Origin of the sequence: Methanolobus vulcani, from assembly GCF_006546655.1 — an archaeon.
Taxonomy (GTDB): Archaea; Halobacteriota; Methanosarcinia; order Methanosarcinales; family Methanosarcinaceae; genus Methanolobus; species Methanolobus vulcani_A.
In genome coordinates this window covers 37,507-64,124 of the sequence record NZ_VIAQ01000006.1, presented here as the reverse complement: position 1 = coordinate 64,124, position 26,618 = coordinate 37,507, and the positions used below count along the sequence as shown (strand labels likewise).

Sequence of the window (26,618 nt, the reverse complement as noted above, 5' to 3'; positions counted from 1 at the left end):
CTTTCAGGACATCTCAATGGTATTTGTGTCCGGGTCGTAAGTTATCAGGAATTCGCCCTTTGGGCTGTACAGGGTTGTCGAAAGGACTGTTGTATCGTCAGTCGAAAAAGGTATTTTGACACGTGTCTCATCCCTTTCTTCCGAGGAAATGATTATTTCTTTAGTTGTATTGTCGATCTCAATAGCATAATGTTTTCCTGCTATCTTTTCAGGAAGGGATACTTCGTAGCTGATCTCTCCAACAGTTGCACCGGAATCCATCGCAGCTCCTGCTATTGTATCGATGGTCGTTATCTTCACTGCAAGATCACTGCCATGTATCTCGAACTCATCACGCATGACTCTCTGTTCAGCCTGGTCCATCATAGAATAGAAAGATGTCAGGATGGTCACAAGTATCAGTACTGTTATCGAGAATGTAAGGATGAATCCTATTGATATGGAGACTGCACTTTCATCCTCTGTCAGTTTTCTCATAGGACTCCTCCCGGAAGTGTGATTGGAACGGTCCGGTTGATGGTCATCTCTCTTGAAGACAGGGTTATCGTGGGGTTCACTACCCAGTACCGTGCCTGAATAAAAGTCTGACCTGTGGACAGATTTCCTGATATCGAATAGGTTCCAACTGCCTGACTTCCGTTTATGATACTAATGGAATATTCCTGGCCCAGGGTGAGGTCCGAGAAGTGAAAATCAGAAGAACCGCTTGCTCCATTATCTATTCGGTTATCTGTGATGTTGATCTCTCTATCTCCCTGGAAATTCTCAATGGTCGATGATTGGTTTGAGACAGTGATATTGATCTTTCCACTGCTGGAATTATAGAATTCCATTGACCACAACATGGTTCCTGATGTGCTTGTAGCTTTTATCATGACCTTGTTGGATTCATTTCCAAGCAATGATGTATCATTAATGGACAGTGCGAATGAGTCTGTGGTATTGATGTTCTCCACTACCGTCCAGTCATCCTCTCCATCTGCAAGTCCGCTGTGGGTGAAGTGTGCCGTTGATGTATTGTAGTTCTGGCAGGAGAACGTAAGTCCTGCTATTCCAAAGTTCTGTGACACTTTGTCAGTATAATTTTCCATGTACTGTTCGAAAGCATCATTATCTATACTACTGTGTGACCCGTTTGTTATGGAGTACTGGTATGCATCCTCACATGCTTCGGTGGTCATCTGGACGGCGTTTGCCATGTCGTAGCGTGAAGTATCGATACTGGATTCTGAGGCTATATTGCTGGCGTATATGACATTGTTAAGCATGATGGTGATAACCACTATGCCTACACCCACTGCAAAACCTGCGATCAATAATAACTGTGCGGAATCATCGAACCTTCTCATATTGTTCACTTCTCCGGTTTTACATTCTCCATAGTGTCATTCTCACGTCAACGACATTGTAAAAATCGGTGACCTCATCTGCATCCGGGATGGTGGTATTTGCATAGAATATCGATGTATTACCTATGTCATTATCGGACAGCAGGACCTTCTTTGAGATTATAACGGCATTGTCCGATGGTTCACCGTTGTAGATGTATCGTCTGTCCCTTAGAATGCCGTTCTCATCCACCCATCCAAAATGCACATTATGGGCGATACCTCTGGGGACAGCAACCATTAGCAGAACGTCTGCTAGTGAACTGTTCTGAAGGGTTTCATTCTCGGAGTCGAATATCTGGTAGGCACTGCCGTTCCAGACATATTCATTTCCATCCCAGTTCTCTATGTCCTCTTTAAGTTGTGAATCCTCTCCGTATGATGAATATGAAAGTGTGTTGAGCATATCCTGGCCCATTGACTGAAGCTGCGCTTCTATGTGAGCATTGGCTGTTGAGGATGTGAGTGGAGTGAGGGATGTTGCCTGCACCGCGAAAATTATTATGCCCACCATTATCATCGCTGCAATGATAGCTTCCAGGGTGTGCATCTGGGCTGAGGTACTTGTTCTGATATCAGGTAATAGTTTTCCATTCACATTACCACACCCTGAATGACATTACAAGGGTCTCGGTATTTCCCGAGCTCTCATCCTTTAGCAGGATAATGCGCTTTGTCTGGCCTACGTTCACACCAACCGGTATTACTTCCCCTGCTGAATCTATCACTGCTGTACTGTTCTCAAGCGTAACGTTGAGGTCATATCGCAGGTAACTACCGTTCATTCCAAGGGAGTCGATGATGTCATCGTAGTTAGTTCCATTGAGCTCTGTAAAGAAATTATCAACTTCTGTTTCGCTGACAAGATTGGGTGTGCTCTCATCTCCGATACTTAACCTGTTTTCTACCAGTGTAGTAGAGACACGGTCAGCAATCAGTGTTACCTCGTCAGAGTTGGACTGGAAAGGTGTAAAAATACCTGAGGTATAGTTGAATACAAATACTACTGTAAACAGGAAGATAGTGATACTGATAAGATAATCTATAGTGATTTGCCCTTTCTCATCCATGGTGCCCGGTGTATTATTATGCATCTATTATATAAAAAACAACTGTAATAATATTCGTATACAATTGCCAGTGATATGCATATCCTTCTATTCCTACCAAAGAATTAAAAATCACAAAAACATATTATAGTTCCTGATGGATGAGATACGAATTATCCACACAGGGGATACACATCTTGGATACCGGCAATATCACAGCGATGTACGCCGCAAGGATTTTCTCAATGCTTTTTCTGCTGTGGTGGATGATGCTATTGATATGAGTGTGGATGCTGTAATACACGCAGGCGATCTGTTTGACTCACGCAATCCAACACTTGACGATATTCTTGATGCAATGGGGCTTTTTTCAAGACTCAAAAGTGCCGGAATCCCACTGCTTGCGATAGTTGGAAACCATGAGAGCAAACAGAATACACAATGGCTTGACCTTTACAGTAGTCTGGGACTTGTGACCAGACTCAGCAATGAGCCTTACAGGCTTGGGGATGTGGCTATATACGGCATTGACAGTGTAGCCAAGACAAAGATTCCTCTCTTTGATTATTCCATATTCGATGGTAAAGAAACTGATGCACGTTATAACTTGCTTGTGATGCACCAGCTTGTTAAGCCTTTCTCGTTCGGTGACTGGGACATAAAGGAGGTCATCGATTCAATTCCCTTTGATATACACGCAGTGCTTCTTGGTGATAATCACAAATATGAGGTCACCAAGGTTGATGATACATGGGTTACCTATCCTGGTAGTACTGAAAGGAATAGTACATCAGAACGCGAGCCGCGGTCATACAATATAGTTACAATAAAGGACAGTGGTATTGAGATTAGTAAAAGGATCATTCCAACCCGTGAGTTCCTGTTCATCCCTGTGAATGTGAATGAAGAACCAAATGCCATTGAAGATGTTTTTAATGCTATTATGGAGCACGACATTCATGACAAGGTCGTGTTCGTTGAGCTTTCAGGTGATGTGAAAGCCCGGCTTGATTTCAGCGAGATCGAGAAGTTCCTTTTGTCAAGAGGTGCTCTGGTTCCCGGAATAAAGGACCAGAGAGCAGGAGTCGATACTCTGAATGACCCTACTCTGAAAGTGGTTTTTTCAGACCCTGACGATGTTATCAAAGAAGAGATAAGGAAGATGAATCTCACTTCCGGGGGTCTGCTTCTTGATGATCTGATAAGGGATTCCCAGATAGCCAAGACCAGAATGGGAGATGAGGCAGAACTTAAATTGGGAGAGCTTCTGGAAAAGATCGATTTTACAAATCCTGTTCAGGTTTCTGCTCCTGTTGATGAACTGGTTCCTGAAAACTCTGGTGAACAGGGGTTACAGCCTGCTGATGAAAATTCTCCTGAAGGCCATGTTTCCTATTCTGAACCTGAATCCTCTTCCGAAGTTTCTTCTCTGACTGTGGAAGAAGAAAAAATAGTTTATGAAAGCGGCTATGAAATACCTCTTACGTCAGATAAAGAGGATGTTGATATACCAAAGGAAGCTGAAAAGAAGTCTTCCTCCGAAAAAAAGAAGAACGAAGATACACCAAAGCCCCGACAGTACAATCTGGGTGATTACCTGTGATGCTAAAACGCCTGAAAGTTGAGAATATCAGAAGCTACAAAGAGCTTGACCTTTCTTTCAAGGATGGAGTGACTGTAGTTTCAGGTGTAAATGGGAGCGGGAAGTCCAGTCTTCTTGAGGCATGTTTTACAGGACTTTTCGGGAGTAAGACGCTGGATAAGGAATTTGTTCTTTCCGATATTATTACAAAAGGTGCTTCTAAGGCATTAATACTGCTTGAATTTGAGCAGAATGGCCATGCTTATTCTATAGAGCAGTCTTTCAGGAACGATCCTGAAAAAGGTCGTGCTTCCAATACCAAATCTGTTTTCAAGAGGGATGGAGAGATCATATTTGATCAGGCTTCCCGCACCTATGAGGCAGTGACTTCTCTTCTCAATATGAATGAGGAGGCGTACAGGAACTGTGTTTACATCAGGCAGGGCGAGATTGATGTTCTTATTAATTCCAGGCCAAAAGACCGCCAGAAAATGATTGATGACCTGCTGCAACTAGGGAAGCTGGAAGAATACCGGGAGAGAGCTTCAAGTGCAAGGGTTGGTGTGGGAAGACATCAGCGGGACAATGAAAGGCGGGTCAAGGAACTGAATGCGGATATTCAGCTTCTTGAGGATTCTGACCCAAGTGGTAGACTGGCAACCTTGAGAACGAGGTCTTTGCAGATAGATGAGGAAGTTTCATCCCTGAATGAGAAGAGGGATCAGGCACGCAGTCTTATCGATGAGGTTGCAAAGAAGTTATCCGAATTAAGTGAGCTTTCATCTAAGAAAGAAGCTGTGCAGCAGCAGATTAAGGAACTTACAGACCGTAAATCCCGTTCATTTACATCCATTGATACGCTTTCAAAGGACATTCGCTCACGCAGGGAAGTTCTTGAATTGAAAAAATCACGGGTTTCTGAGATCGAATCAAAACTTTCTGTTGATTCAAAGGAATCAGATTTCTTCGTTGCTAAAATGGATGAGGAAGAACGTTCTGTTCGTGACAGGCTGGCTGAGGTGAAGAGCAGGAAGGCGGTTGCTGAAAAAGACATTCTCAACACGGGGCAGTCGATAAAGGATGCTGAAAAGCAGGTAAAGGCTCTTGAGGATGGGATGAAAGATATTGAATCCCGAATAGAATCTGTTCATACTGAAACTAAAGAGCATAAACTTAAGATCGCTGAACGTGAGAACACACGTAAGGAAATCGTTTCTAAAGTATCCTCTCTGGGATTCAGTCTTGAGAAATTAGAGAATATCGATGATGTGCTTGATCTTGTAAATGATCAGCAGAAAAGGTTCCATGGTCTGGAATCTGAACTGAAGGTGAAAATATCAGAATTGAAATTCCGGCTTGAAAACTCAAAAAAGCTGCTGGAAGCCGGAAAATGTCCTACATGTGGTCAGGAGTTGAAAGGTTCCTGTGTGGAGCAGTCTACTATTGAGGATGATGAGGCACTGGTAAAGCTGGAATCTGAACTTTCAGAGTTGCAGGTCAAGCAGACTGAAACTGAGGCCAGGGTTGAGAAAATAAAGTCTGCAAGAAGCTGTAAGTCAGATATTGATGCTGTTCTCCGTGATATTGGGTCTGAAAAGGAAGCAATTGAGCGTGATGAGAAAAGAGTAGAGGAGTATGGGCTTCGCATTAATGATTATAAGAGCAGGATACACGAATTACTGGATAGCAAGGAGTTGCTGGAGAAAGCTCTTGAAGGGACCAAAGCAGGAATCCAGCAGATAAAGCAGAATGAGGATTCTGTACAGAAAGAACATGCTGTGGTGCTTGAAAAACTTGGTTTACTCAGGGAAATGCAGAAAGCTCTAGTTGAATCAGATAAGATTAATTCTGAGATTATGCAGATGAATGATAAAATAAAAGGCATTCAGGAAATGGTCTCTTTATTTGATGCCCAGATTGGTGAAAAGAAAGAGCTGCTTGCAGAGATCGATAAGAGTATTGGTGAGTTCGATAAGAAGGAACTGGAAGTTCTGAGTAAGAAATACAATACTGCTTTTGGGAATATCAATTCCATGATCGACAAACTGAAGCTTGAAAAGGATGAGGTTATGAAGAAGGCCGGTATGGCTGAAAATGACCGAAAGCGGCTTTCTGATATGAAGAAAGGTCTTACTGTGCTTCAGAATAAAGGTGATTTCCTGCGGGCTGTGTACTCAGATGCGGAAAACCTTGAGAGTATGTATATGCGTATCCGTGCTCAGTTGCGCTCAAGTAACATCCAGACCCTTGATACTCTTATTAATGAGATATTCACATTCATGTATTCCAATAATGCATATTCTCATGTGACGTTAGATGCTGATTACAACCTGACTGTTTTTGAGAAGGACGGAACTGCTCTTGAACCCAAACTTCTCAGTGGTGGCGAGAGGGCGCTCTTTAATCTGGTTCTTCGTTGTGCTATCTATCGCCTGCTTTCACTTGGAAGTTCAACACATGCAGGGGAAGGTCTTCCACCACTCATTATGGATGAGCCGACGGTTTTCCTTGATAGGGGGCATGTGCACCAGCTCATCAAACTTGTTGACATGATGAGGGAGATAGGAGTTGCTCAGATACTCATTGTATCCCATGATGAGTCGCTGATAGATTCTGCAGACCACGTGTTTGCAGTTGAAAAAGATCCTATTACTAACAATTCTGCTATATTCGCCCGGTAATAATTGCCCGATAAAATGCGTTGAAACCGTTGAAACGCAGATCAAATTAAATAATTATTTATTGCTTGAATAAAATACAAGAGACAACCATAAGGTATATTATACTTTTATTCATATAATAACGTGGTATTTTCGCGTAACAGCGATGAGGGACTGAATGGATTTGCGAGGCTTTTCATGAACACTGAAAACAGGGACTTTGTTATTGAACGCCTTGAGCGGCAGCTCAAGGAAAAAGAAGCAGAATTAGACGATATTAAAACCAATCTCCGGGAGTCTATACTCCGTGAGATCAGAAGCGATCTTAAGAACGACCTTGATTTTAACAATCGCATAGCTCAGCTTGAACGCAAGGTCCAGTCCATAAGCAGTAATCTTAACGGGATAATGGATGAGCTTCTTGACCAGAAATCAATGATCAGGTCGCTGAAAGAGGTTTCAGTTTCAAAAGAAAGGAAAGCTGAGCCTAAAGCCACACCAAGTCTGGTATCTAATCTAACACCCAATCCAACACCCAAGGTAGAAAAGCCAGTTTCTGAGGCAGCACCTGTTGAATACTCAAGTCCCAGGGTTTACAGGCCGGAACCTAAACCGGTTTCAGCTTCAGCCAATGCTTCTCCGCCTAAGAGTGCATCACTTTCATCGATGGTTCCTCCGTCAACCCCCTCAGTTCCTGAAGAAACCGTATCTTATACAAGCCAGTCAAGTCCAAAAGTATCCATCAGATCTGCAGAACCGGAGCCTGTTTCCAGACAACCCCCAACTTCTCAATCCTCAAATATGCGTTTTAATGTGAGGGAAGTTCCGACTGTAAAACAGCCGGAGATGCCAGAACCTGAACCAAGGTCTGAATATATTATTGCAGAAACCGATGACGAACGCCAGATGAGACTCAACTGGACATCACGTCAGGAAAGAGACTCCTGCAATTATATTGTTGCTGAAGAGGATAAGCCAGCTTCATGCAATGATAATAATGAAGATTCAGATTACGAGTCCGTAGAGGCACGTGAAGATGAAGATGCGGTAATAATGACCACCACACGAAGAAAATGACCTTTCATAAAAACAGAGGAATCACGTGCATATCAAGGAACTTGAGTTTATAAACTTCAAATCCTTCGGGAAAAAGGTAAAGATACCTTTTTTTGATGGTTTCACCACGATATCCGGTCCAAACGGCAGTGGTAAGTCTAACATAATAGACGGTATTCTCTTTGTGCTGGGTCTTTCAAGTTCCAGAACCCTGAGAGCTGAAAAACTCACCGATCTTATCTATAATGGGGAGGGTTCCAAAAAACCGGACTTTGCACAGGTTACCATTCGGTTTGATAATGTTGACCGTGAAATGCCAGTTGATGCAGATGAGATTTCCATCACCAGAAAGATAAGGGAAACTGATTCCGGTTATTACAGTTATTTCTATTTTAACGGCAAGGCTGTAAGCCTTACTGAAGTTCATAATTATCTTGCAAAGGCTCGTGTAACTCCTGAAGGATACAATGTTGTGATGCAGGGAGACGTTACCCGTATCATCAATATGACTCCTGGTGAGAGGCGTAAGATCATAGATGAGATTGCTGGTGTTGCTGAATTTGACAGCAAGAGGGATAGGGCACTCAGCGAACTTGAGATTGTGCGTGAGAGAGTCGAAAGGGTTGATATTATCATTGAAGAGGTAGGTCAGCAGCTTGAAAAGCTAAAGACCGAGCGTGACCAGGCTCTCAAATACCAGTCTCTTAAAGAAGAGAAAATGAAGTTTGAAGGTTTCGTTTTGCTGGCAAAGCTGAAGGATGCCAAAGTAGAACTCACAAATGTTGCTGACGATATTCTTGCAAAAGAGGAAGTTCTTGGTAAACTGGAAGTTGACCTGGAGGCCAAGAGAGTTGCTGTGGATAAACTGGAGCAGGAACTTGAGGAAATGACCCTGAACATCCAGAGAATGGGTGAGGATGAGCAGATCCAGATCAAGAAAGATATCGAGGGTATCCGTGGTGAAGTTTCAAGGTGCGTGGACACCATTGAGATTTCTGAAAAGGAAATGGAAGATGTTGAATCCAGACGAAGAAAGGCCTTTGTGGAAATCGATGAGATTAAAGGCAAGCTTGAGGAACTGGATTCTAAGATTTCTGAAGAGACAATGCGTAAGGAAAGCATCCTTGCTGAGATGTCAGAGCGCAAGACCGAACGCATGCTTCTGCAAAGTAAGATCGCTGATGTGGACGCTAAATTCGCACAGACCCGTGATGAGTTAAGCAAACTGAAATCCCGGCTTGAAGCTGTGAAGAATGAGAAAAACGAGCTTATGCGCCAGGAAGACCGCCTGCTTGATGCCCAGAGGAGAAAGTCTGTTGAAGCAAGGGATATCGAGGGCGAGATCGCTGATGCGAAATCAAAGGCAGAATCTTCAGGCAGTGACACAAAATCCGTAGAATATGATATTGATAAACTCAATGAGAAGATTGATGCCCTGACAAAGGACATGGATGACCTTGAGTTCACACGTTCCCAGTTGAAAGTTATTGTTAAGGAATTTGAGGACGAGCTTCGCAAGCATGAGAATGATTATGCCAGAATCGAGGTTCGTGTCAGGGCAGCAGAAGACCACAGTAAATATTCCAAAGCAGTTGACATGGTAATGAATGAGAAGAAGCACCATGGTCTGCCAGGAATTTATGGAACTATTGCAGAGCTTGGTAGCGTTGACCAGAAGTATTCCAATGCACTGGGAATTGCAGCCGGCGGACGTATGCAGGCAGTTGTTGTAGAAAATGATGAGGATGCTGCAAGAGCTATCTCTTTCCTGAAACAAAGGCGTGGTGGCAGGGCAACTTTCCTTCCACTGAACAAAATGGAAGCCCGCAGGCCGTACAAGGACCTTTCTGACAGGGAAGGTGTCATCGGTTATGCCATAGACCTTATAGATTTTGATAATAAATTTGAAGCTGCTTTCTGGTATGTTTTCAGAGATACTCTTATTGTTGACACTCTTACCAATGCACGCCGCCTGATGGGGGGCTTAAGAATGGTTACTCTTGAAGGTGAAGTTATTGAGAAGAGCGGTGCAATGGTTGGAGGTTCCCAGCAGCAGAAAGCCGGTCTTTCATTTGCAGCATCTGAAAAGGACAAGCTTGTGAGAATCGCTGAAAAGATCACCGAACTGGATTCAAAGCGCAGCAATGCGATCAAGAAACTGGACCAGGTTGAAGGGCATGTTGCTCAGATAAACCGTGAGATTCATGAGCACGATAAAGAAATCTCCAAGAAACAGATGCAGCTTGAGGAGATTGCAGGCAGGGGCGAGCGTCTTGAGCAGCTTATTGATGCAAAGAGTAACGAACTTGCAGAGATCGAGGAAGCCCGCAAGCAACTAAGAGTTGAGATGGATGCAACGCTGGCAAAGAAGCAGGAGCAGGAAGAACTTGTTGTTTCACTTGAAAAGGACATTGAGGTTCTGGAAGAGAAACTGGAAGGTTCAGAGGTTCCTGAACTTAACAGGCAGGCTGAGCAGCTTGACGAGGAAATCAGACGTCTGGATGGTCGTGTGAGGGATATTGAATCCACCCTTAATGCTCTGAACCTTGACCGCAATTATGCATCTAATAAGATCGAAGAGAACAGGGAACTCATCAAGTCTATGGATGAGAAGAAGAGCACTCACAAGCAGCGCGTTTCTGATCTTAAGGACAAGATCACTGAACTTGAGGAATCTCTCAAGGAGAAGCAGCAGCGTGAAATGGAACTTGCTGATGAGCTTAAGGAGTTGCAGCAGGAACGTACCCGCTTGCACGATGAACATATTGCGTTGAAGAAAGAATTTGATAAATTCAAGGCCAGGTTTGATGAAGGCAACAGGCAGATGATGGCTTTGAATGCAACAAAGGAAGCCCTTGATGAGCAGGTAAGTGATCTTACCGAAGAGATCCAGAGGCGTGGTATCGAGGAAACCGAGGAAGTTCCTAATTATGAGACTGTGCGCACAAGGATTGCTTCTATCGAAAGGGCAATGGAGCGCCTTGAACCTGTTAACATGCGTGCAATTGATGAATATGATGAGGTTGAAGCAAGACTTGATGAGCTTGTAAGCAGGCGTGACACTCTCTCATCTGAAAGGGAACAGATCCTTGAGCGTATCGCACAATATGAGCAGCTCAAAAAAGACACTTTCATGGAAACCTACAATGGTATCAACGAACCATTCAAGGAAATATTCCACGAGCTTTCTGATGGAATCGGAGAACTTGTTCTTGATAATTATGAAGACCCATTTGCAGGCGGTCTTACACTAAGGGCACAGCCTAAGGAAAAGACCCTTCAGCGTCTTGAAGCGATGTCCGGAGGAGAGAAGAGTCTGACCGCACTCTCATTTGTTTTCGCTATTCAGCAGTACAGGCCGGCACCTTTCTATGCATTCGATGAGATTGACATGTTCCTTGACGGAGCAAATGCCGGAAGAGTTGCCCAGCGTGTGAAAAAGGCAGTTAAGAATGCACAGTTCATTGTTGTGTCCCTGAGAAAACCAATGATCGAAGCTGCAGAGCGCACTATCGGTGTTGCAATGCAGGAAAATAACATTACAAGTATAACGGGAGTGAAATTACGTTGAACGAAATAGCAGAAGATATGGAAATGGTTCAGGCAGTTGACATTGCCCAGATAGCTGATGTTTCGTTACCATGTACCATTGATCCTGAGTTTGTTGAGACTTTGAGGGGTCTGGGTGTTGATGAAGCCCTTCTGGAATTCCCGGAAGATGTCCTCAGCGAACCTGTTGAGATCCTTATGAACCTTGCAAAGGATGGTGCTATCAATCCATGGGATATTGATATTGTCAATGTCACAGATATGTTCCTTGAGCGCATAGAGGTTATGCAGATGCTGGACCTTCGCTTATCCGGCAGGACTCTTCTTTATGCAGCGATCCTCTTGAGAATGAAATCCACCGGAATCGTTCAGGAAGAAGAGGAAGATGACGACTTTGATATGTTTGATGCTGAACTGGATTTCTATGAAGTTGACGAATATCCGGTCCCAAAGCTCCCAATAAGGCGCAGAGCCACTCGTCCTGTGACACTTCAGGAGCTTATCGTTGAGCTGCGCAAGGCAGAGAAGGTGGAAACCCGAAGGAAAGATCGTAGTGTTCACCGCAAACTTGAGGAAAAATCGGCAGTTACTACTGACGAGGTCCTTGGAATTGCACACGAAGAGGACATTCTTGGACGTGTAAAGGACATGGGTGAAATGCTGGAAAGATCCTTTGAAGACTGCGAATTTGTTATCCTTTCAGATCTTATGACCGATGACAGGTCTGAGAATATCATGACTTATGTTTCATTGCTGTTCCTTGCGACAGAAAAGAAAGTCTGGCTTGCCCAGAAGGAACTTTTCGGGGAACTGTATGTGTATCCATGCAACGAGACTTGCGATATTGTAAATGTAACTGAGGCTGCGTGAGGTGTATTCACAGTTATGAGCGATAAGGAAGTAATTGAAGCAGCTCTTTTTGCAGCCGGAGGGGCACTTGACGCTACAACTCTGGGCAGACTGATCGGCAAAAATAAGACGAAGGCTATTCCTGTTGCTCAGGAGCTTGTAAAGGAATATGCTGAAAGGGAAACCGGTCTTGAGGTTCTGGACCTCGGTGAACGTTACGTTATGCAGGTCAAACCAAAATATACAGATGCAGTACGACCACTTGCTCCAAAAGAGCTAAGCGCACCTATGTTGCGTACACTTTCCATGATAGCCTATCATCAGCCACTTGTTCAGTCTGACCTTGTGGATATGAGGGGCAATTCTGCTTACGATCATATCAGGGAATTAAAGGAAAGGGGATTTGTTGAAGCACTTCCTCACGGCAGGACAAAAATTCTGCAGACTACGTCTCTGTTTGCGGATTATTTTGGTCTGGAATCCAATGACCCTGAAATTGTTAAAAAGAAGATCATTGAACTTTCACGCGTCCAGAGTGGACAGAGCGGTCTTAATAAATGGCTTGGAAGAAGGTTCATTGGCGTCACTCCAATGTATGAATCCCTTATGCAGCTTTGTGGTATAAAAGAGTACAAAGTGATCAATGCCTATGACCCAACCGAAGAGGAACTTGAAGAGCTTGAAGATGTTTACAAGATGGTAATCTCAAAAGGCTATCTTGAGAAGGTCAGCAAGTATTATGATGGGGAGATAATCGAGGTTAGTTCCACTACATTCGATGATCTCATTGATTCAATTAAACTGCTTGAAAATGTGTGGGTAGAAGATACCGCAACTTCAAGTATTGAATCCATAACTGAACTCAAAGAGCGCTATGTATCAAAAGCCCTTGTGATAAGCAAGAAAGTCCAGCCTGCAACGGAGATGGTTGCGCGCATAGTCAGTGATCTGCGTCTTGGTGTTTCATCTACGGGAATCGTTATTGCTCCTGACTATGGACAATCAAGTGACGGCGTTGAAGTTTCAGAGGGCGCTGATATTCTGATACCCACGCACAAAGGCATGAAAGGCGATCTTATAGAACGTATATGCAGCAAATATGATGCGGTGATTGACGGTCTTAAAAAGTTTGAAGATGAATGATGCAGGATAATAATGTAAATTTCCTGTTAATATATCTTATAACATTTTCTATTTCATCAGTTTTTTAAAAACATATATAAATGAGAGGGTATAACTTTATATACTGAATTGTTGAATATTATCCCGCTTTAAATATGAGGATTATACTATGTCAGATTACAACATCAAAATTGAAAATGTGGTCGCATCTACCAAGCTTGCTGAGGAGTTCGATCTTACAAAAATAGAAGCTGAGTTCGAGGGCGCAGAGTATAATAAACAGAAGTTCCCCGGTCTTGTCTACCGTGTTTCTGACCCAAAAGCTGCATTTCTGGTCTTCACTTCCGGTAAAGTGGTATGTACCGGTGCAAAGAATGTGGCTGATGTTCACACTGTCATAGGCAATATGGCTAAGAAGCTTAATGATATTGGCATCAAGACAATCGAAAACCCTGAGATAACAGTTCAGAACATTGTTGCATCAGCAGACCTTAAGGCAGTTTTGAACCTTAATGCAATTGCTATTGGTCTTGGTCTTGAGAACATCGAGTATGAACCGGAACAGTTCCCCGGTCTTGTTTACCGCATTGACGATCCTAAGGTCGTAGTACTTATTTTCAGTTCAGGAAAGCTTGTGGTCACCGGCGGCAAATCCCCTGAGAATTGTGAACAGGGCGTTGAAGTCGTAAGACAGCAGCTTGACAGCATGGGTCTGCTTTAAGACCTTTTATTTCTATTTTATAATAATGTCAAACGAAAACGTTTGTATTTTGTTGCCCACTTTGAACGAAGAGGCTACCATAGGTCAGGTCATCCGGGATTTTCGCTCTGAAGGCTTTGATAACATTCTTGTAATTGATGGAAATAGCAATGACAGAACTCGTGAGATAGCTGAGGCAGAAGGAGCCAGGGTAATTATCCAGACCGGTAAAGGAAAAGGCCAGGCTATCAAGCAGGCTTTTGATTTTATCGAAGAAGACTATGTTGTCATGGCAGATGGCGACGGGACAAACCTTGCAAAGGATATTCATGCTGTGCTTGGTCCGGTACTGGAGGGCAAAGCAGATCATGTTATGGGTAACAGACTTGTGGATTTTGAAGAAGGAGCTTTCACCAGGCTCAATCTTTTCGGCAACAAGGTAATAAACAAAATGTTTGGCATGGCCTATGGTGTGTGGCTTGAAGATATTCTCACAGGTTACAGGGCATTTAACAAAAAGGCCATCAAGTCCTTTGACCTCAAAAAAATGGGATTTGAAGTGGAATCTGAGATCACCATAGAAAGTGTGAAGAAAGATCTGCGCATTGAGGAAGTTCCGACAACATATCTGGCAAGACATTCAGAAGGTGCTACTAAATTGAATCCACTTAAAGATGGCTGGAGAATCGGTTCTACTATTTATAAAATGGCAAAACTTCACAATCCTATGTTCTATTTTGGAATAATTGGCGGTGCGTTTATCCTTGCCGGTATTCTTGCAGGTACTTTTGTTGTCCATCAATGGTTCCATGGCGTTACACGCATTCCAATGACCATTCTTACAACCTTGCTTATAGTTGCAGGTTTCCAGATGTTTATTTTTGGAATTCTTAGTGATCTTATGGTCACTCTTCACAGGGAAAACATGCGTATGCTCAGAAAGATCAGTGAAAATACTGAAAACGAAGATAACTGATTTTAGGACTTGAGTTCATTTCTGTCTGCAAGTTCCCATAACTGTAACACTACTTTATTTTACAAGAAATCAAATCTGATTTAGTTGCATTATTCTCCATGATTATATTGTGATAATTTGATTTATAATATTCATACTGTCTAAGCATCCTTATTTTCACAATATGTTTTTTGTTATTTTGACAATATATTGAATGAACAACCAGCATCTATAAAGTTAACTTGACTTGATCTCAAGTTTATTTTTTGACAAATATTAAATAGAATTTGGTAATTGTAAGGTACATCAACACTTGAGGTATAAACAATGACAATAGTTACAGATGCAAAAAATGGTAAGATCACAGAAGAGATGAAGATCGTCGCCAAAGTTGAAAACAAAGACCCAGAATTTATCAGACGTGGTGTCGCATCAGGAAGAATCGTAATTCCAATGACTCCATACAGAGACATAAAAATCTGTGGTATGGGTGAAGGTCTTACAACCAAGGTAAACGCATCAATCGGTGCATCATCAGACATCGTTGACCTTGAAATGGAAGTAAAGAAAGCAAAGGCAGCAGAGGCAGCAGGTGCTGACACACTTATGGAGCTCGGTACCGGTGGAGATTTCCTTGGCATCAGGAAAGCTGTTTGTGACGCAATCTCCCTTCCAGTAGGTTCAGTACCACTCTACCAGGCATTCATCACAGCAGCAAGGAGAGATGGTTCCATTGTCCACATGACAGAGGACGATCTCTGGAATGCAACCGAGGAACAGGCAAAACTCGGTACAAACTTCATGGCTATCCATACCGGTGTTAACAACATTGTCCTTGACAGATTGAAGGCACACGGTAGATACGGTGGTCTCTGTTCCCGTGGCGGTGCATTCATGAGCACATGGATGCTGCACAACGAGAAGGAAAACCCACTTTATGCAGACTTCGATTACCTTTGTGAGATTCTCAAGGAACACGAAGTTACCCTTTCAACCGGAAACGGAATGCGTGCAGGTGCAGTTGCAGATGCAACTGACAGAGCACAGGTTCAGGAACTCATCATCAACTCCGAATGCGCACAGAAAGCACATGACAAGTACGACCTTCAGGTTATCGTAGAAGGACCAGGTCACGTACCACTTGACCAGGTAGAGACAAACGTCAAGCTCATGAAAGCAATGAGTGATGGAAAACCATTCTACATGCTCGGTCCACTCGTATCAGACATCGGTGCAGGCCGTGACCACATCGTGACAGCTATCGGTGCATCAGCTTCCGCAGCCGCAGGCTGTGACTTCCTCTGTTACGTTACACCAGCAGAACACCTTGCACTTCCAAACCTTGAAGATGTAATTGAGGGTGTCAAGACATCAAAGATTGCAGCACACGTTGGTGACATGGTCAAATACCCAGAAACAGCTCGTGAAGTTGACCTTGCAATGGGCAGAGCACGCGCAAGACTTGACTGGGAAGAGCAGTTCAAACTTGCACTCGATCCGGAACTTGCAAGAAAGGTCAGAACCGAGAGAGCTTCAGCAGACGAAGACGCATGTACAATGTGCGGTGACTTCTGCGCTCTTAAGATCGTAAACCAGAACTACGACCTTTGTAAGTAATGCCAATTGGCTTTATTTCTCTTCTTTTTTCTTTTTCAAAATCTAAATCTACACAAAAACTCTTTTTCACATTTTTCTTAATATTTTTTAAAAATCACTATCTATCGCGAGTCTTTGTCTGCTAAAAATGCAAATATTTTTATAATTATATGCCTTCCATATTATTGTGGGCAACACAATAAATAACGCAAAATGGTCTTTGTGTTCAGCAGGGCAATTCAGGCACTTATATTCTGAGAGGTAAACCTATGCATCCTCATGATGATGAAAAGAGGCAAACTAATCTTCGAAACAAGATTATAGGTCTGAGTGATACCTCTCACAGGAAAAGTTATTATCCTCAGTTAAAGGAGCAGATCAAAGAGCTTAAACAGGCAATGCAATCCCTGAAAGAAAGTGAGGAAAAATACAGGACATATGTAACTATATCTCCATACCCAATTTTTGTAATTGATTTTTATGGAAAGCATCTTGATGTAAATCCCGAGGCATGCAGGGTTACAGGTTACTCATGTGAAGAGCTTCTGGAAATGCATATTTCTGATTTAATTTTTCCTTCCCGCATGGATACTTATGCGGAAACTTTTTCCAGACTTCAGGAAGAAGGGAAAGTTTCCGGGGAATTTCCTTTTAAGAATAAGAAAGGGGACATATTCTATCTGGAACTCCATGCTGTGCTGATTCCAGGTGATAAGTTCCTTGCAATATGCATGGACATCACTGAAAGGAAAAAAGCCGAAGATGAGATGTTAAGAGCAAAAATTGTAGCGGAAAATGCAAACCGGACTAAAACCGAATTCCTTGCAAATATGAGTCACGAGTTGCGCACACCTTTGAATTCCGTAATAGGTTTTTCAGATATGTTACTTGAAGGTGTAGGAGGGGACCTCAGTGACAAACAGCTTAGCTATCTTACCAACATATCTAATAGCGGAAAGCATCTTCTAAGCATTATCAACGAAATACTGGATATTGCCAGAATCGAGTCTGGAGAAATGACAATTGATAAACAGATGATTCTCCTGAATGATGTATATGAAGAGATTTATCCCATTCTAAAACAACTTGCAGACAACAGGGGCATTGATTTCAGAATATCGCCTGAATCTGAAGAAACTTGTGTGTATGCTGACAAGGTCAAATTAAAGCAGATATTTTATAATCTTGTTACAAATGCCATCAAGTTCACAGAAAGTGGTGGCTCTGTTCTGATAGATTCAAATATAGATGGGAAATTCATTCAGATTTCTGTAATTGATACTGGAATCGGTATTGATACTGAGGGGTTAAAAAAGCTGTTTAAACCATTTGTGCAGTTGGATTCTTCTGAATCTCGCAAATATGAGGGGACAGGTCTTGGTCTCGCACTTTCAAAAGAGCTTGTTGAACTTCATGGTGGGACTATATGGGCTGAAAGTGAACCTGGTATAGGAAGCTCTTTTACTTTTACCATTTCTATATCCCGGTAGAATTTTCCCTATAAATGTAGGATTTTTAATTTCATTAGCAAGCCGAAACATTTTATAAAATAACTACTGATTGTATATATGGGATAATATAGTCGTAACGTAGTGGGTATTACGTCGTATGTATTTACGAAAAAAATTTCATGCTAAAAAGTTCACTTGTTTATGGGTGGTTTTTAAAAATGAGTGGGGAAAAAAGTGATAAAACAAGTAATCAGTCGCAGGGCAGTCTTCCAACCCGCAAGTTCTCTGCACCGGAAATCATTCTCGGCGATGGTTCCAGAAATCTTATTGGTCAGTACGTCAACAGTCTCTCTGGCAGAAACGTTCTTCTGGTTACAGATCCGGGCATTATTAAAGCAGGTTGGGCGGGAGAAATTGAAGATAGCATCAGTTCTGAAGGAATAGACGTTGTAGTCTATGACAAAGTCTCTTCAAACCCCAGGTCATTAGAGGTCATGCAAGGTGCGGAACTCTATGAAGCTGCAGGATGCGATCTTATTGTAACTATAGGTGGTGGAAGTCCTATGGATTGCGGCAAAGCAATAGGTGCAGTAGCTTCAAACCAATGCAATGTTCTGGAACTGGAAGGTGTTGATGAGGTAGCTTTGCCTGCACCTCCTCTAATATGTATTCCTACCACAGCAGGCTCCTCTGCGGATGTTTCACAGTTTGCTATCATCACCGATGAAGAGAAAAAACGTAAGTTTGCCATCATCAGTAAAACTATGATTGCAGATCTTGCACTCATTGATCCCGAAACAACTGTCTCTATGAATCCTGAACTTACAGCAGACACCGGATTGGATGCATTATGTCATGCATTTGAATCATACGTTTCCAATGCTTCCTCTGTGATAACTGATATGTATGCTCTTGAGGCTGCAAAACTGATAGTAGAATATTTGCCAAAGGCATATGATGAGCCTGATAATCTTGTATTTCGGGATAAAGTGATGCTTGGAAGTATGTATGCGGGTCTTGCATTCTCAAACGCCAGTCTTGGTCTGGTGCATGCAATGGCACATAGTTTAGGGGGTTATCTGGATTCTCCGCATGGTGAATGCAATGCTCAGCTCCTATGTCCGGTTGTCAGGTTTAATTACCCATTCGCATCTGAAAAGTATAAAATCCTTGAAAAAGCAATTGTCGGAGAAAATTCCTCACGCTCTGATGGATTAGATAAACTGGTGCGTGCGCTTGAAGATCTCAACGAGCATCTGGGAATAAAACCCGGATTGTCACGTATGGGTGTAAAAGATGATGACATCGAGCATCTAAGTAAAAATGCATTCCTTGATCCGTGTCTGGCTACCAACCCCAATCCTGCCACAGTTGAAGACATAGAGAGACTTTACCATGACTCGCTCTGAAGATGATCTCAGAAAGGATGATCTCAGACGGAAGATTATAGGATTAAGTGAGACATCCCATCGCAAAAGTTATTACCCTCAGCTAAAGGAGCAGATCAATGAGCTGAGCATAGCTATGGATGCTCTTCAGGAAAGTGAGGATAAATACCGCACTCTTGTTGAGAATGTGAATATCGGTATATTCAGAACTGAACCGTGGGAAGGTGGCAGGATTCTTCAGGCGAACCCGGCTCTATGGCAGACACTGGGATTTGAGAGTGAGGAGGAAATTTTAAGTCATCCAGTTGATGACATATATCTTCATATGGAAAACCGTGCTGAGCTGATGGATAAGTTGAAGCAGTTTGGAAAAATAAAAGATTACAAAATGGAATTTAAAGTGAGGGATGGTTCAACAATACTTTGTTCTCTCACCCTTTCCGCAGAATATGACTCAGAAGGCAATATCAAGTTCGTTGATGGTGTGGCTGAAGATATCACTGAGAAAGAAAAAAAGTCAGAAGCCCTCAGGCAGGCAAACAATAAACTGAATGTTCTCAGTTCGATAACCCGCCATGATATTGTCAATCAGGTAATGGTTCTGGAGGGATATTTGTTACTTCTCGAAGAAAAAGTAACGAGCCCTGAACAAATTGAATTGATACAGAAGATGAAGGGTAGTATAAGGTCTGTTGATAGGCATATTATGTTCACCAGAGATTATCAGGAAATAGGTATTAATGCTCCTGAATGGGTAAATCTCCGGGATGCCCTTAAAGATGCTATGATATCATTGGACAACTTTCAGGTGAATATCCATATGGAACCACAGGATTATATGGTCTTTACTGACCCGATGGTATGGAAGGTTTTCTACAATATTGGAAATAATGTGGTGAAACACAGCCAGGCCAAAAACCTTTACATAAGCACTGATGAGCAGGATAACCAGTTATTGGTGGTTTTCCAGGACGATGGAATCGGCATTGAGGACAAGAAAAAATTGTTCAAAAAGGGCAGTTCATCTTCAGGATACGGACTTTTTCTTTCAAAGGAAATCCTTTCAATTACTGGTATAGATATAAGGGAAACTGGTCTTCCTGATGAAGGTGCACGTTTTGAGATTATTTTTCCGCAGGGGCAGTACAAGCCTGTACAATGATATTTAATGATATGATGATGCTTACTGTATAATTTGAGTATATATTTATAGCAAAACTGGCAAAAATAACCTTATGTCAGTAATCACTCTTACTACTGATTTTGGCTCTCTTTATCCAGCATCCATGAAAGGTGTCATACTCAGCATAAATCCTGATGCCACAATTGTTGACATTAGTCACTCAGTACCTCCTGCTGACATCATGGCAGGTGCTTTTGCTCTCTATTCTGTTGTAAGGTATTTTCCTCAGGGAACAATTCATGTAGGTGTAATTGATCCCGGCGTAGGCAGTGACCGCAAAGCAATAATCGTCAAAGCAGGTGGTCAGTGGTTTGTGGGGCCGGATAATGGTCTTTTGATTCCTCCGGCACGTCTGCTAGGGGAGATTGAGGTCTATGAAATTATAGAAGAAGGGCTTTCTGGGCATATCTCATCAACATTCCATGGCAGGGATATCTTTGCTCCGGCAGCCGCATATTTGTCTACCGGTCGTGATGTCCTGGAAATTGCCCGCAAAACAGATGGTTATGTATATATGGATTTTTCAGGTTATAATATCGAAAAGGAGTTCATTGAAGCAACTGTTGTTTACGTGGATGATTTTGGAAACATAATTACCAATATTCCTGGCGAGAAAATCCTTGATGAAATAAAAGTAGGGACAGTTCTCTCCATATCAGGCAGGCAAATGCCTCTCCTGAATACCTATAGTGGAGTTTCAAAATGGGAACTGGTTGCATTGGTCGGAAGCCATGGATTCTTTGAGATTGCAGTGAATCAGGGTAGTGCATCACGTTTGCTTCAGCTGGGCAATGGAGGTAGTATGAGGATAGGAATAATGAGCAGGAGTTAACCGCTCATATTCTTATTTTCTCTTAATAATGTACAAACAGCACATTGCCATTATCGCTATTATTGCACTGTTCTGTCCGGTTTTTGGACTTTCTTCTTCATTAGTGGGTTCTGTCTCAGTTTCCTGTGCAGTTAGTTCCACATCACCAATAGCGATTTCTGCATTGGTTATTGTTATGGGTAGTTTGTCCCCGGCTGAGTTGGTAATAACCACATTTTGCATCTCAAGATCTGTAATTCCGGAATTGTCCTTTGCTTGAAGTGTGATGGTAGCAAAAACGTCCTTTTCAAGCATCATGTCATCTCCCATAATCACAGAATAAATGCCAGTCACAGTTCCAAGTTCATTATCAATGGTTCCTTTTGAGAACATTGTGCTTGCTCCTTCCTGTTTGAAGAAATTACCTTCTGTTATGGATACAACTTCTATCAGTGTGGGGTCGTATACAAGTTGCATCTCAGCTCCTGAAACATTGACATCACTTTCTATTGTGATATCAAGTGTGAATTCCTCGTTTTCTTCAACGTTTAATTGGGATGGGTCAAAAGACACTGAGATATCTGCGCTTGCAGTCCCTGCAAATAAAAGTGTAATAAGAACAAAAAAGGAAATAACTGCAAATGTCTTACAATTTTTAATATATGAAATATGATCACCTTCAATAATTCAATATAATTATTGGCGCGTTATTATATTAAAATTATTGCAGGTGCTAAAATAGTTGGATCTCACATCCATTCATAATGTCTTGCAACCTCAGGATTGAAATTATACATGAGGCTGTTCTCAACATAACCAAAGAACAGGCATTTTTGACAGTTACGTGCTTTCTCTTTTCGGATATCCCTTGTCCTTTCCCAGAAGTTTGCAATACCTTCGTTGATGTGTCCCAGTTGTTCACGATATACTCTGCAGTTCTCTATGCTGCCATCTGCTGTGACGTCAAGTATAATGTCGTTTGCATGGCAGGTAAAATCAGGTTTCAGGTCACGGACCATTTTAAGATATGTATAAGAGTTAATTATCGGATAGCCTTCCTTTTTCATCTCGATTATTCTGTCTACGGTCTGATGATACTTTGAGATATCACGAATTCCCATTCGGTCCCATGTATCCGTTTCTATTCCCTGGAATTCATACATGGGCTCAAATGATATTTTCACGTCAAGGTCTTTTGCCATTGTGATCAGTTCTTCGATATCATCCAGATTTTTTCCACTGATTACGCAGTTTAGAAGAAGTGGGTTGTCAATCCTGTCCTTTGCTTTAAGGATTCCAGGCATTATCCTATCAAGGTCAACTCCCCTGATATCCTTATAACTGGAAGTCCCATCAACAGAAACAGAAAGGTAGTCCAGGTCTGTGAGTTCATCTATCCGTTTTTCAAGTAAGAGTCCGTTGGTTATGAGGGATGTTACCATTCCAATGCTTTTAGCATGAGCCACAATTTCAGGAAGGTCTTTTCTGAGAAGTGGCTCTACTGTCCAGGCATTATATACAAGGATTCCAAAGTCTCTGGCTTCGTCAAGAAGCTTGAAGATGTCCTGAAGTTCCATTTCTTCGCCTTCTGTTTTCCAGTATTCGCAGAATGAGCATTTCATGTTGCATCTGGAATTGATAGCATGGGACAGCACAAAGGGACGTTTTTTGATGTGCATCTGCCAGACAGCTTTTGCAGCAATAAATGGTGAATATTTGGCCATGAAGATTATCCGGAATTGTTTCTCCTTTTTACCTTTACATAATGTAAAAAGATTTGCTTCACAAAACTACAATCACGATTGAAACCTTTTATATACCTTCAATATGAAAATATTATATGGGAGTGTGTAGCATCAGAGGTCATTCGGCAGAATCAATAACCGATGAGATTCTAAAAATATATTTATCCATAAAGGACCTTGAAGATGAAGATATACTTCAGGGTAATTCGAATTATGTTAAAAATATTAATCAAAAACTGGATGAACTGATCACACTACCCATAGAAGACGAAGCCGCAGAAGCTATTCTCAATGGTTACAGATTCAATCAGCTATTTGACACAATTGCCGCGTTCAGAGCTCTTTATACCATAAAGATTGAAACCGAATATGCTAATACTATACTTGCCAGTAATGATCCATGGCAGGTGCTGCAAAATTTTTCTTTTTATCCTAATTATTGCCAGCTGGTACAAACTGAATATCAGGGAGCTGAGCTTAAAGCCAATGATACGGTCGTATTCCTTGGAAGCGGACCTTTACCTTTGACCTTGATGGTAATGTGCCATCAGCATGGGTTGAAAGGTATTGGTATCGAACAGGATGAGCAGAGGGTTGAACTTTCAAGAAAGGTGGTGGATAAACTGGGACTTTCCAATTCCATTAAAATAATTCATGGAAACCATTACAAATTGCCTTTAAGTGAGAGGGTGGAGCTTATCATGATAGCTGGTCAGGCCCAACCCAAAAAAGAGATTATTGAGCAGTTGGCAAAGGCACTTCCAGCAGGTACAAAGGTATCCTGCAGGATATATGAAAAGGGTCTTAGGAGATTACTTGACAGGAGCATCCTTGTTGACCTTCCTGCAAACATAGCCGATGAATTTAATGAATCCTGCAGGATTCACCCGCAGCCCCCGGTTAACAATACTGTTGTATTTGCGGTCAAATCATCTGCTGCCAGGTCCTAAGCTTAGTAAGTCCGTTGATGAAAAAGCCTTTTATTTTTTGTGCCATACTCGGATTTCTCTATTCTATTTCACTTTCAATTGAATTATTACCGATACAGCAACATCTATACAGAAGTTACTTTCCTGATAATCAGAATCCCTAATTATCACCATTATTTCATATCATATTCTTTCTTCTTTTATGCTTCTCAGACTTCTCCAGACAGTTTCCCAAGATTATGGTAGTATTAATTTAGGTATTTATTCAAAAAATAATATTTTTATTATAAAGTTTCCAGAAAGCTCAATTCTGCATTATGACTAATATTCTATCTTATCTAATTAAATCTTACAAAAAATAATATTGCATTACTAAAATAACACAAACTATTTATTTAGTGTTACTGTGTAGGAGGTAATTCTATTATGTTGGTAGGAGATTAATAATGAGAAAATTTGTTTTGAGCTTATTGTTTATTGGAATGCTCTTGTGTTCCGTCGGTATTGGAAGCGCTCACTTCACAATGGTTTTCCCAAGTGATAGCGCAGACAGTGTATGGGATATATCTCCTGAGGATTATATTGCAGAACTTGGTGACACAAAAGATGTCTATATCATGTGGGGTCACCCTTACGAGCACATAATCTTTGATATGTCCAATGTTCCTGTGGTATCTGTTACAAAGCCGGACGGAACTGTAGAAGATCTTACAGTTGAGGAAGTAACTATCGATGGACAGGATGAAGACGGTAATCTGGGAACTTTCCTTGCTTACAAGACATCATTCACAGTTGACCAGATGGGCGACTCGGTCATCTCTGTAATATATGAAGATGAGGAAGAGGATATGGTAGACTGCACCAAAGCTGTAATTCACTGTGGTGAAGAAATGTGGATGGGTTGGGATGCTGAAGTTGGCCAGGGCACTGAAATCATTCCATACATGAGACCATACGGCATGGAAGAAGGATTTGTCTTTGCAGGTAAGGCACTTTCCGATGGTGAAGCTCTCACAGGTGCTGATGTGGAAGTAGAGATATACCACACACTTGAGAAAGGTATTGAAATTGTCGAAGCAGCAGAAGAGATGTACCCATACGATGCACCAATGGTTTTCACAAGGCTTACAAAGTCCAACGATGCAGGAGACTTCGTTTACACCCTTGATGAGCCTGGTATCTGGTTTGTCGGTGCAACCATGGAACCTGAAGATGGACAGCCTGTAAGAGGAGTATTCATTGTTCCTGTTCTGGAGTCATTCCCTGCAAAGGCTGCAACCGTTACAACCGTAGCTGTAGCTGAAGAAAGTGAAGCATCCTCTGATGAATCAGCAAGTGCAAGTGCACCTGGATTCATTGCATCAGTAGCCCTTGCTGGTATACTCGGTGCTCTCTACACAATAATGAGGAAAGAATAAATTACTACCAAAAAAGATAGGGAGTAACATCCCTATCAAACCCATTTTATACCTTGTTTTGGATTCTCAATCCAAAATCATATGGTTTATACAAAAATTCATACATAATTATACATATGGTATTATTTATGCATATTTCAGAAGGTGTATGTTCTTCCCGGTAATTGTTGCAGGGTGGATTACTACACTGGTTTTCTTCATCCGGAATGTATGGCCTGAGTTGTTATTACTGGACAGGGAGGTTTGAAATTATGGATTCTTTAAAAATAATGAAAATTATGGTATTGTTAGGCATAGTCCTGATTGCCTGTATGCCGGCAGCTTCTGCTCACCGTGTGTATGTTCAGGAGTCAATCACCGGGATCGAGATAAAGGCCTGGTTCGGCGGCGGGGATCCAATGGCAGGTGCAGATATTGTGATATATGCTATCAAAAATGGAGAGGAAGAAGTTTATATAGAGGATAAGACCGATTCAGATGGTCTGTATTATTTCACTCCGAAGCTTGGTGTTTCGGAATACAGGGTAGAAGTTTCTGAAACTGGTCACAAGGAAGAAAAAACATTCAGTCTGACAGGCGATGCGGTAGGGGACACTGCAGATGCGGAACTGCCACTGACTGCAAGGATTATTGCAGGCTTTGGATATATCTTCGGAATCGCAGGTATGGCGCTGTATTTCTCATCAAGGAAATCAAAGACTCAGTAGGTCAGCTGGCCTTCATTATAAGGATATATATAACGCATATTTCAGACAGTGCTATCTCCAGTTGTTATAACATTTAGCTGGATCGTTTCTATAGGTGCTGTTGCTTTTTTTTAAGTGGGCTCAAAAACTGGGTAGTATTGCAGAACAGATACCTAAACTGTCTGTGTTTATAGCAGCTTTTTTGTTGCTTCCCTCAGATTGACGTCCCTTTAGCAAGCCAATCTCTTATTCTGAATGGTCTGCTGGTTTTGTCCTTGGTGCACTTGTATATCCTGCAATGTTCATTGGTCTGGGACTTTCAAAGCCTGTCATTGGCGGTATCTTTGGAGGTCTGGCAATACTCCTGACTGCAGTGTTCCTTGCACTGGAACTTATAACTGTAGGGAATAATTTGAATGGGTGGCAAAGTTTGTAATACTGCACACATGGTTATAATGATGATCTGATCTTTTTTTATATGTAACACGTGTGAATGGCAGC

Annotated in this window: 23 protein-coding genes; 16 read left to right on the top strand and 7 right to left on the bottom strand. The window is 41.9% G+C overall.

What is annotated here, in order from left to right:
- Positions 1–3: 3 nt before the first annotated feature.
- The 4 genes from FKV42_RS00830 to FKV42_RS00815 are packed head-to-tail and all read right to left on the bottom strand — an operon-like array spanning position 4 to position 2,458.
- Positions 4–477, bottom strand: a complete 474-nt coding sequence (locus FKV42_RS00830) for a DUF7266 family protein (RefSeq protein ID WP_154808348.1) — start codon at positions 475–477, stop codon at positions 4–6.
- The gene (locus tag FKV42_RS00825; protein WP_154808347.1) at positions 474–1,349 is read right to left on the bottom strand and encodes a hypothetical protein; all 876 of its coding nucleotides are present in this window, start codon (positions 1,347–1,349) and stop codon (positions 474–476) included. Before FKV42_RS00825 ends, FKV42_RS00830 begins: the two co-directional genes overlap by 4 nt.
- Before the next feature lie 19 nt (positions 1,350–1,368).
- A complete protein-coding gene (locus FKV42_RS00820; protein ID WP_230375368.1) occupies positions 1,369–1,986 on the bottom strand; it encodes a DUF7288 family protein in 618 nt (205 codons plus the stop codon).
- A gap of 1 nt (position 1,987) precedes the next feature.
- Positions 1,988–2,458 carry a DUF7287 family protein gene (locus FKV42_RS00815; RefSeq protein ID WP_154808346.1) on the bottom strand — a complete coding sequence of 157 codons (471 nt, stop codon included), beginning with the start codon at positions 2,456–2,458 and terminating at the stop codon, positions 1,988–1,990.
- A 136-nt stretch (positions 2,459–2,594) separates the two neighbouring features.
- Between FKV42_RS00815 and FKV42_RS00810 the strand changes: the two genes are divergently transcribed.
- The 13 genes from FKV42_RS00810 to FKV42_RS00750 all read left to right on the top strand — a co-directional run bounded on the left by FKV42_RS00810 (position 2,595) and on the right by FKV42_RS00750 (position 21,360).
- A complete protein-coding gene (locus FKV42_RS00810; protein WP_154808345.1) occupies positions 2,595–4,040 on the top strand; it encodes a metallophosphoesterase family protein in 1,446 nt (481 codons plus the stop codon).
- Complete coding sequence (locus FKV42_RS00805; protein WP_230375408.1) at positions 4,040–6,700, top strand: AAA family ATPase; 2,661 nt, start codon at positions 4,040–4,042, stop codon at positions 6,698–6,700. The genes FKV42_RS00810 and FKV42_RS00805 overlap by 1 nt, the downstream gene beginning before the upstream one ends.
- Positions 6,701–6,877: 177 nt before the next feature.
- Positions 6,878–7,756: a hypothetical protein gene (locus FKV42_RS00800; RefSeq protein WP_196214001.1), complete on the top strand. Its 879-nt coding sequence runs from the start codon at positions 6,878–6,880 to the stop codon at positions 7,754–7,756.
- Between the two features lie 25 nt (positions 7,757–7,781).
- On the top strand, positions 7,782–11,306 hold the full coding sequence (gene smc, locus FKV42_RS00795; RefSeq protein WP_154808342.1) for a chromosome segregation protein SMC: 3,525 nt from the start codon (positions 7,782–7,784) through the stop codon (positions 11,304–11,306).
- Positions 11,303–12,154, top strand: coding sequence for a segregation/condensation protein A (locus tag FKV42_RS00790; protein ID WP_230375364.1), 852 nt, complete (start codon positions 11,303–11,305; stop codon positions 12,152–12,154). The genes smc and FKV42_RS00790 overlap by 4 nt, the downstream gene beginning before the upstream one ends.
- A 15-nt stretch (positions 12,155–12,169) precedes the next feature.
- On the top strand, positions 12,170–13,276 hold the full coding sequence (gene scpB, locus FKV42_RS00785) for an SMC-Scp complex subunit ScpB (protein ID WP_154808341.1): 1,107 nt from the start codon (positions 12,170–12,172) through the stop codon (positions 13,274–13,276).
- A gap of 148 nt (positions 13,277–13,424) precedes the next feature.
- Positions 13,425–13,976: a TATA-box-binding protein gene (locus tag FKV42_RS00780; protein WP_154808340.1), complete on the top strand. Its 552-nt coding sequence runs from the start codon at positions 13,425–13,427 to the stop codon at positions 13,974–13,976.
- A 25-nt stretch (positions 13,977–14,001) separates the two neighbouring features.
- Positions 14,002–14,931 (top strand): S-layer glycoprotein N-glycosyltransferase AglJ, encoded by a 930-nt coding sequence (aglJ, locus tag FKV42_RS00775; RefSeq protein WP_154808339.1) that lies wholly within the window; start codon positions 14,002–14,004, stop codon positions 14,929–14,931.
- Between the two features lie 306 nt (positions 14,932–15,237).
- Positions 15,238–16,527 (top strand): phosphomethylpyrimidine synthase ThiC, encoded by a 1,290-nt coding sequence (gene thiC, locus FKV42_RS00770; protein WP_154808338.1) that lies wholly within the window; start codon positions 15,238–15,240, stop codon positions 16,525–16,527.
- A 248-nt stretch (positions 16,528–16,775) separates the two neighbouring features.
- Positions 16,776–17,996, top strand: a complete 1,221-nt coding sequence (locus tag FKV42_RS00765) for a PAS domain-containing sensor histidine kinase (protein WP_154808337.1) — start codon at positions 16,776–16,778, stop codon at positions 17,994–17,996.
- 179 nt (positions 17,997–18,175) lie between these two features.
- Positions 18,176–19,366: an iron-containing alcohol dehydrogenase gene (locus tag FKV42_RS00760; RefSeq protein WP_154808336.1), complete on the top strand. Its 1,191-nt coding sequence runs from the start codon at positions 18,176–18,178 to the stop codon at positions 19,364–19,366.
- Entirely contained in the window at positions 19,353–20,507 is a 1,155-nt protein-coding gene (locus tag FKV42_RS00755) for a PAS domain S-box protein (RefSeq protein WP_154808335.1), read from the top strand. Before FKV42_RS00760 ends, FKV42_RS00755 begins: the two co-directional genes overlap by 14 nt.
- Positions 20,508–20,580: 73 nt before the next feature.
- The gene (locus FKV42_RS00750; protein ID WP_154808334.1) at positions 20,581–21,360 is read left to right on the top strand and encodes an SAM hydrolase/SAM-dependent halogenase family protein; all 780 of its coding nucleotides are present in this window, start codon (positions 20,581–20,583) and stop codon (positions 21,358–21,360) included.
- 12 nt (positions 21,361–21,372) lie between these two features.
- On the opposite strand, the gene FKV42_RS00745 is transcribed toward FKV42_RS00750, so the two are convergent.
- Both FKV42_RS00745 and FKV42_RS00740 read right to left on the bottom strand, forming a co-directional pair.
- A complete protein-coding gene (locus FKV42_RS00745; RefSeq protein WP_196214000.1) occupies positions 21,373–21,912 on the bottom strand; it encodes a cohesin domain-containing protein in 540 nt (179 codons plus the stop codon).
- 176 nt (positions 21,913–22,088) lie between these two features.
- A complete protein-coding gene (locus tag FKV42_RS00740; RefSeq protein ID WP_154808332.1) occupies positions 22,089–23,063 on the bottom strand; it encodes a radical SAM protein in 975 nt (324 codons plus the stop codon).
- A gap of 116 nt (positions 23,064–23,179) precedes the next feature.
- On the opposite strand from FKV42_RS00740, the gene FKV42_RS00735 reads away from it, so the two are divergent.
- The 3 genes from FKV42_RS00735 (at position 23,180) to FKV42_RS00725 (ending at position 26,138) form a co-directional block, all read left to right on the top strand.
- A complete protein-coding gene (locus tag FKV42_RS00735; RefSeq protein ID WP_154808331.1) occupies positions 23,180–24,034 on the top strand; it encodes a nicotianamine synthase family protein in 855 nt (284 codons plus the stop codon).
- Positions 24,035–24,459: 425 nt separating this feature from the next.
- On the top strand, positions 24,460–25,431 hold the full coding sequence (locus tag FKV42_RS00730; RefSeq protein WP_196213999.1) for a DUF4198 domain-containing protein: 972 nt from the start codon (positions 24,460–24,462) through the stop codon (positions 25,429–25,431).
- 251 nt (positions 25,432–25,682) lie between these two features.
- Positions 25,683–26,138: a carboxypeptidase-like regulatory domain-containing protein gene (locus tag FKV42_RS00725; RefSeq protein ID WP_230375362.1), complete on the top strand. Its 456-nt coding sequence runs from the start codon at positions 25,683–25,685 to the stop codon at positions 26,136–26,138.
- Between the two features lie 225 nt (positions 26,139–26,363).
- On the opposite strand, the gene FKV42_RS00720 is transcribed toward FKV42_RS00725, so the two are convergent.
- Positions 26,364–26,561: a hypothetical protein gene (locus FKV42_RS00720; protein ID WP_154808330.1), complete on the bottom strand. Its 198-nt coding sequence runs from the start codon at positions 26,559–26,561 to the stop codon at positions 26,364–26,366.
- Positions 26,562–26,618 lie beyond the last annotated feature (57 nt).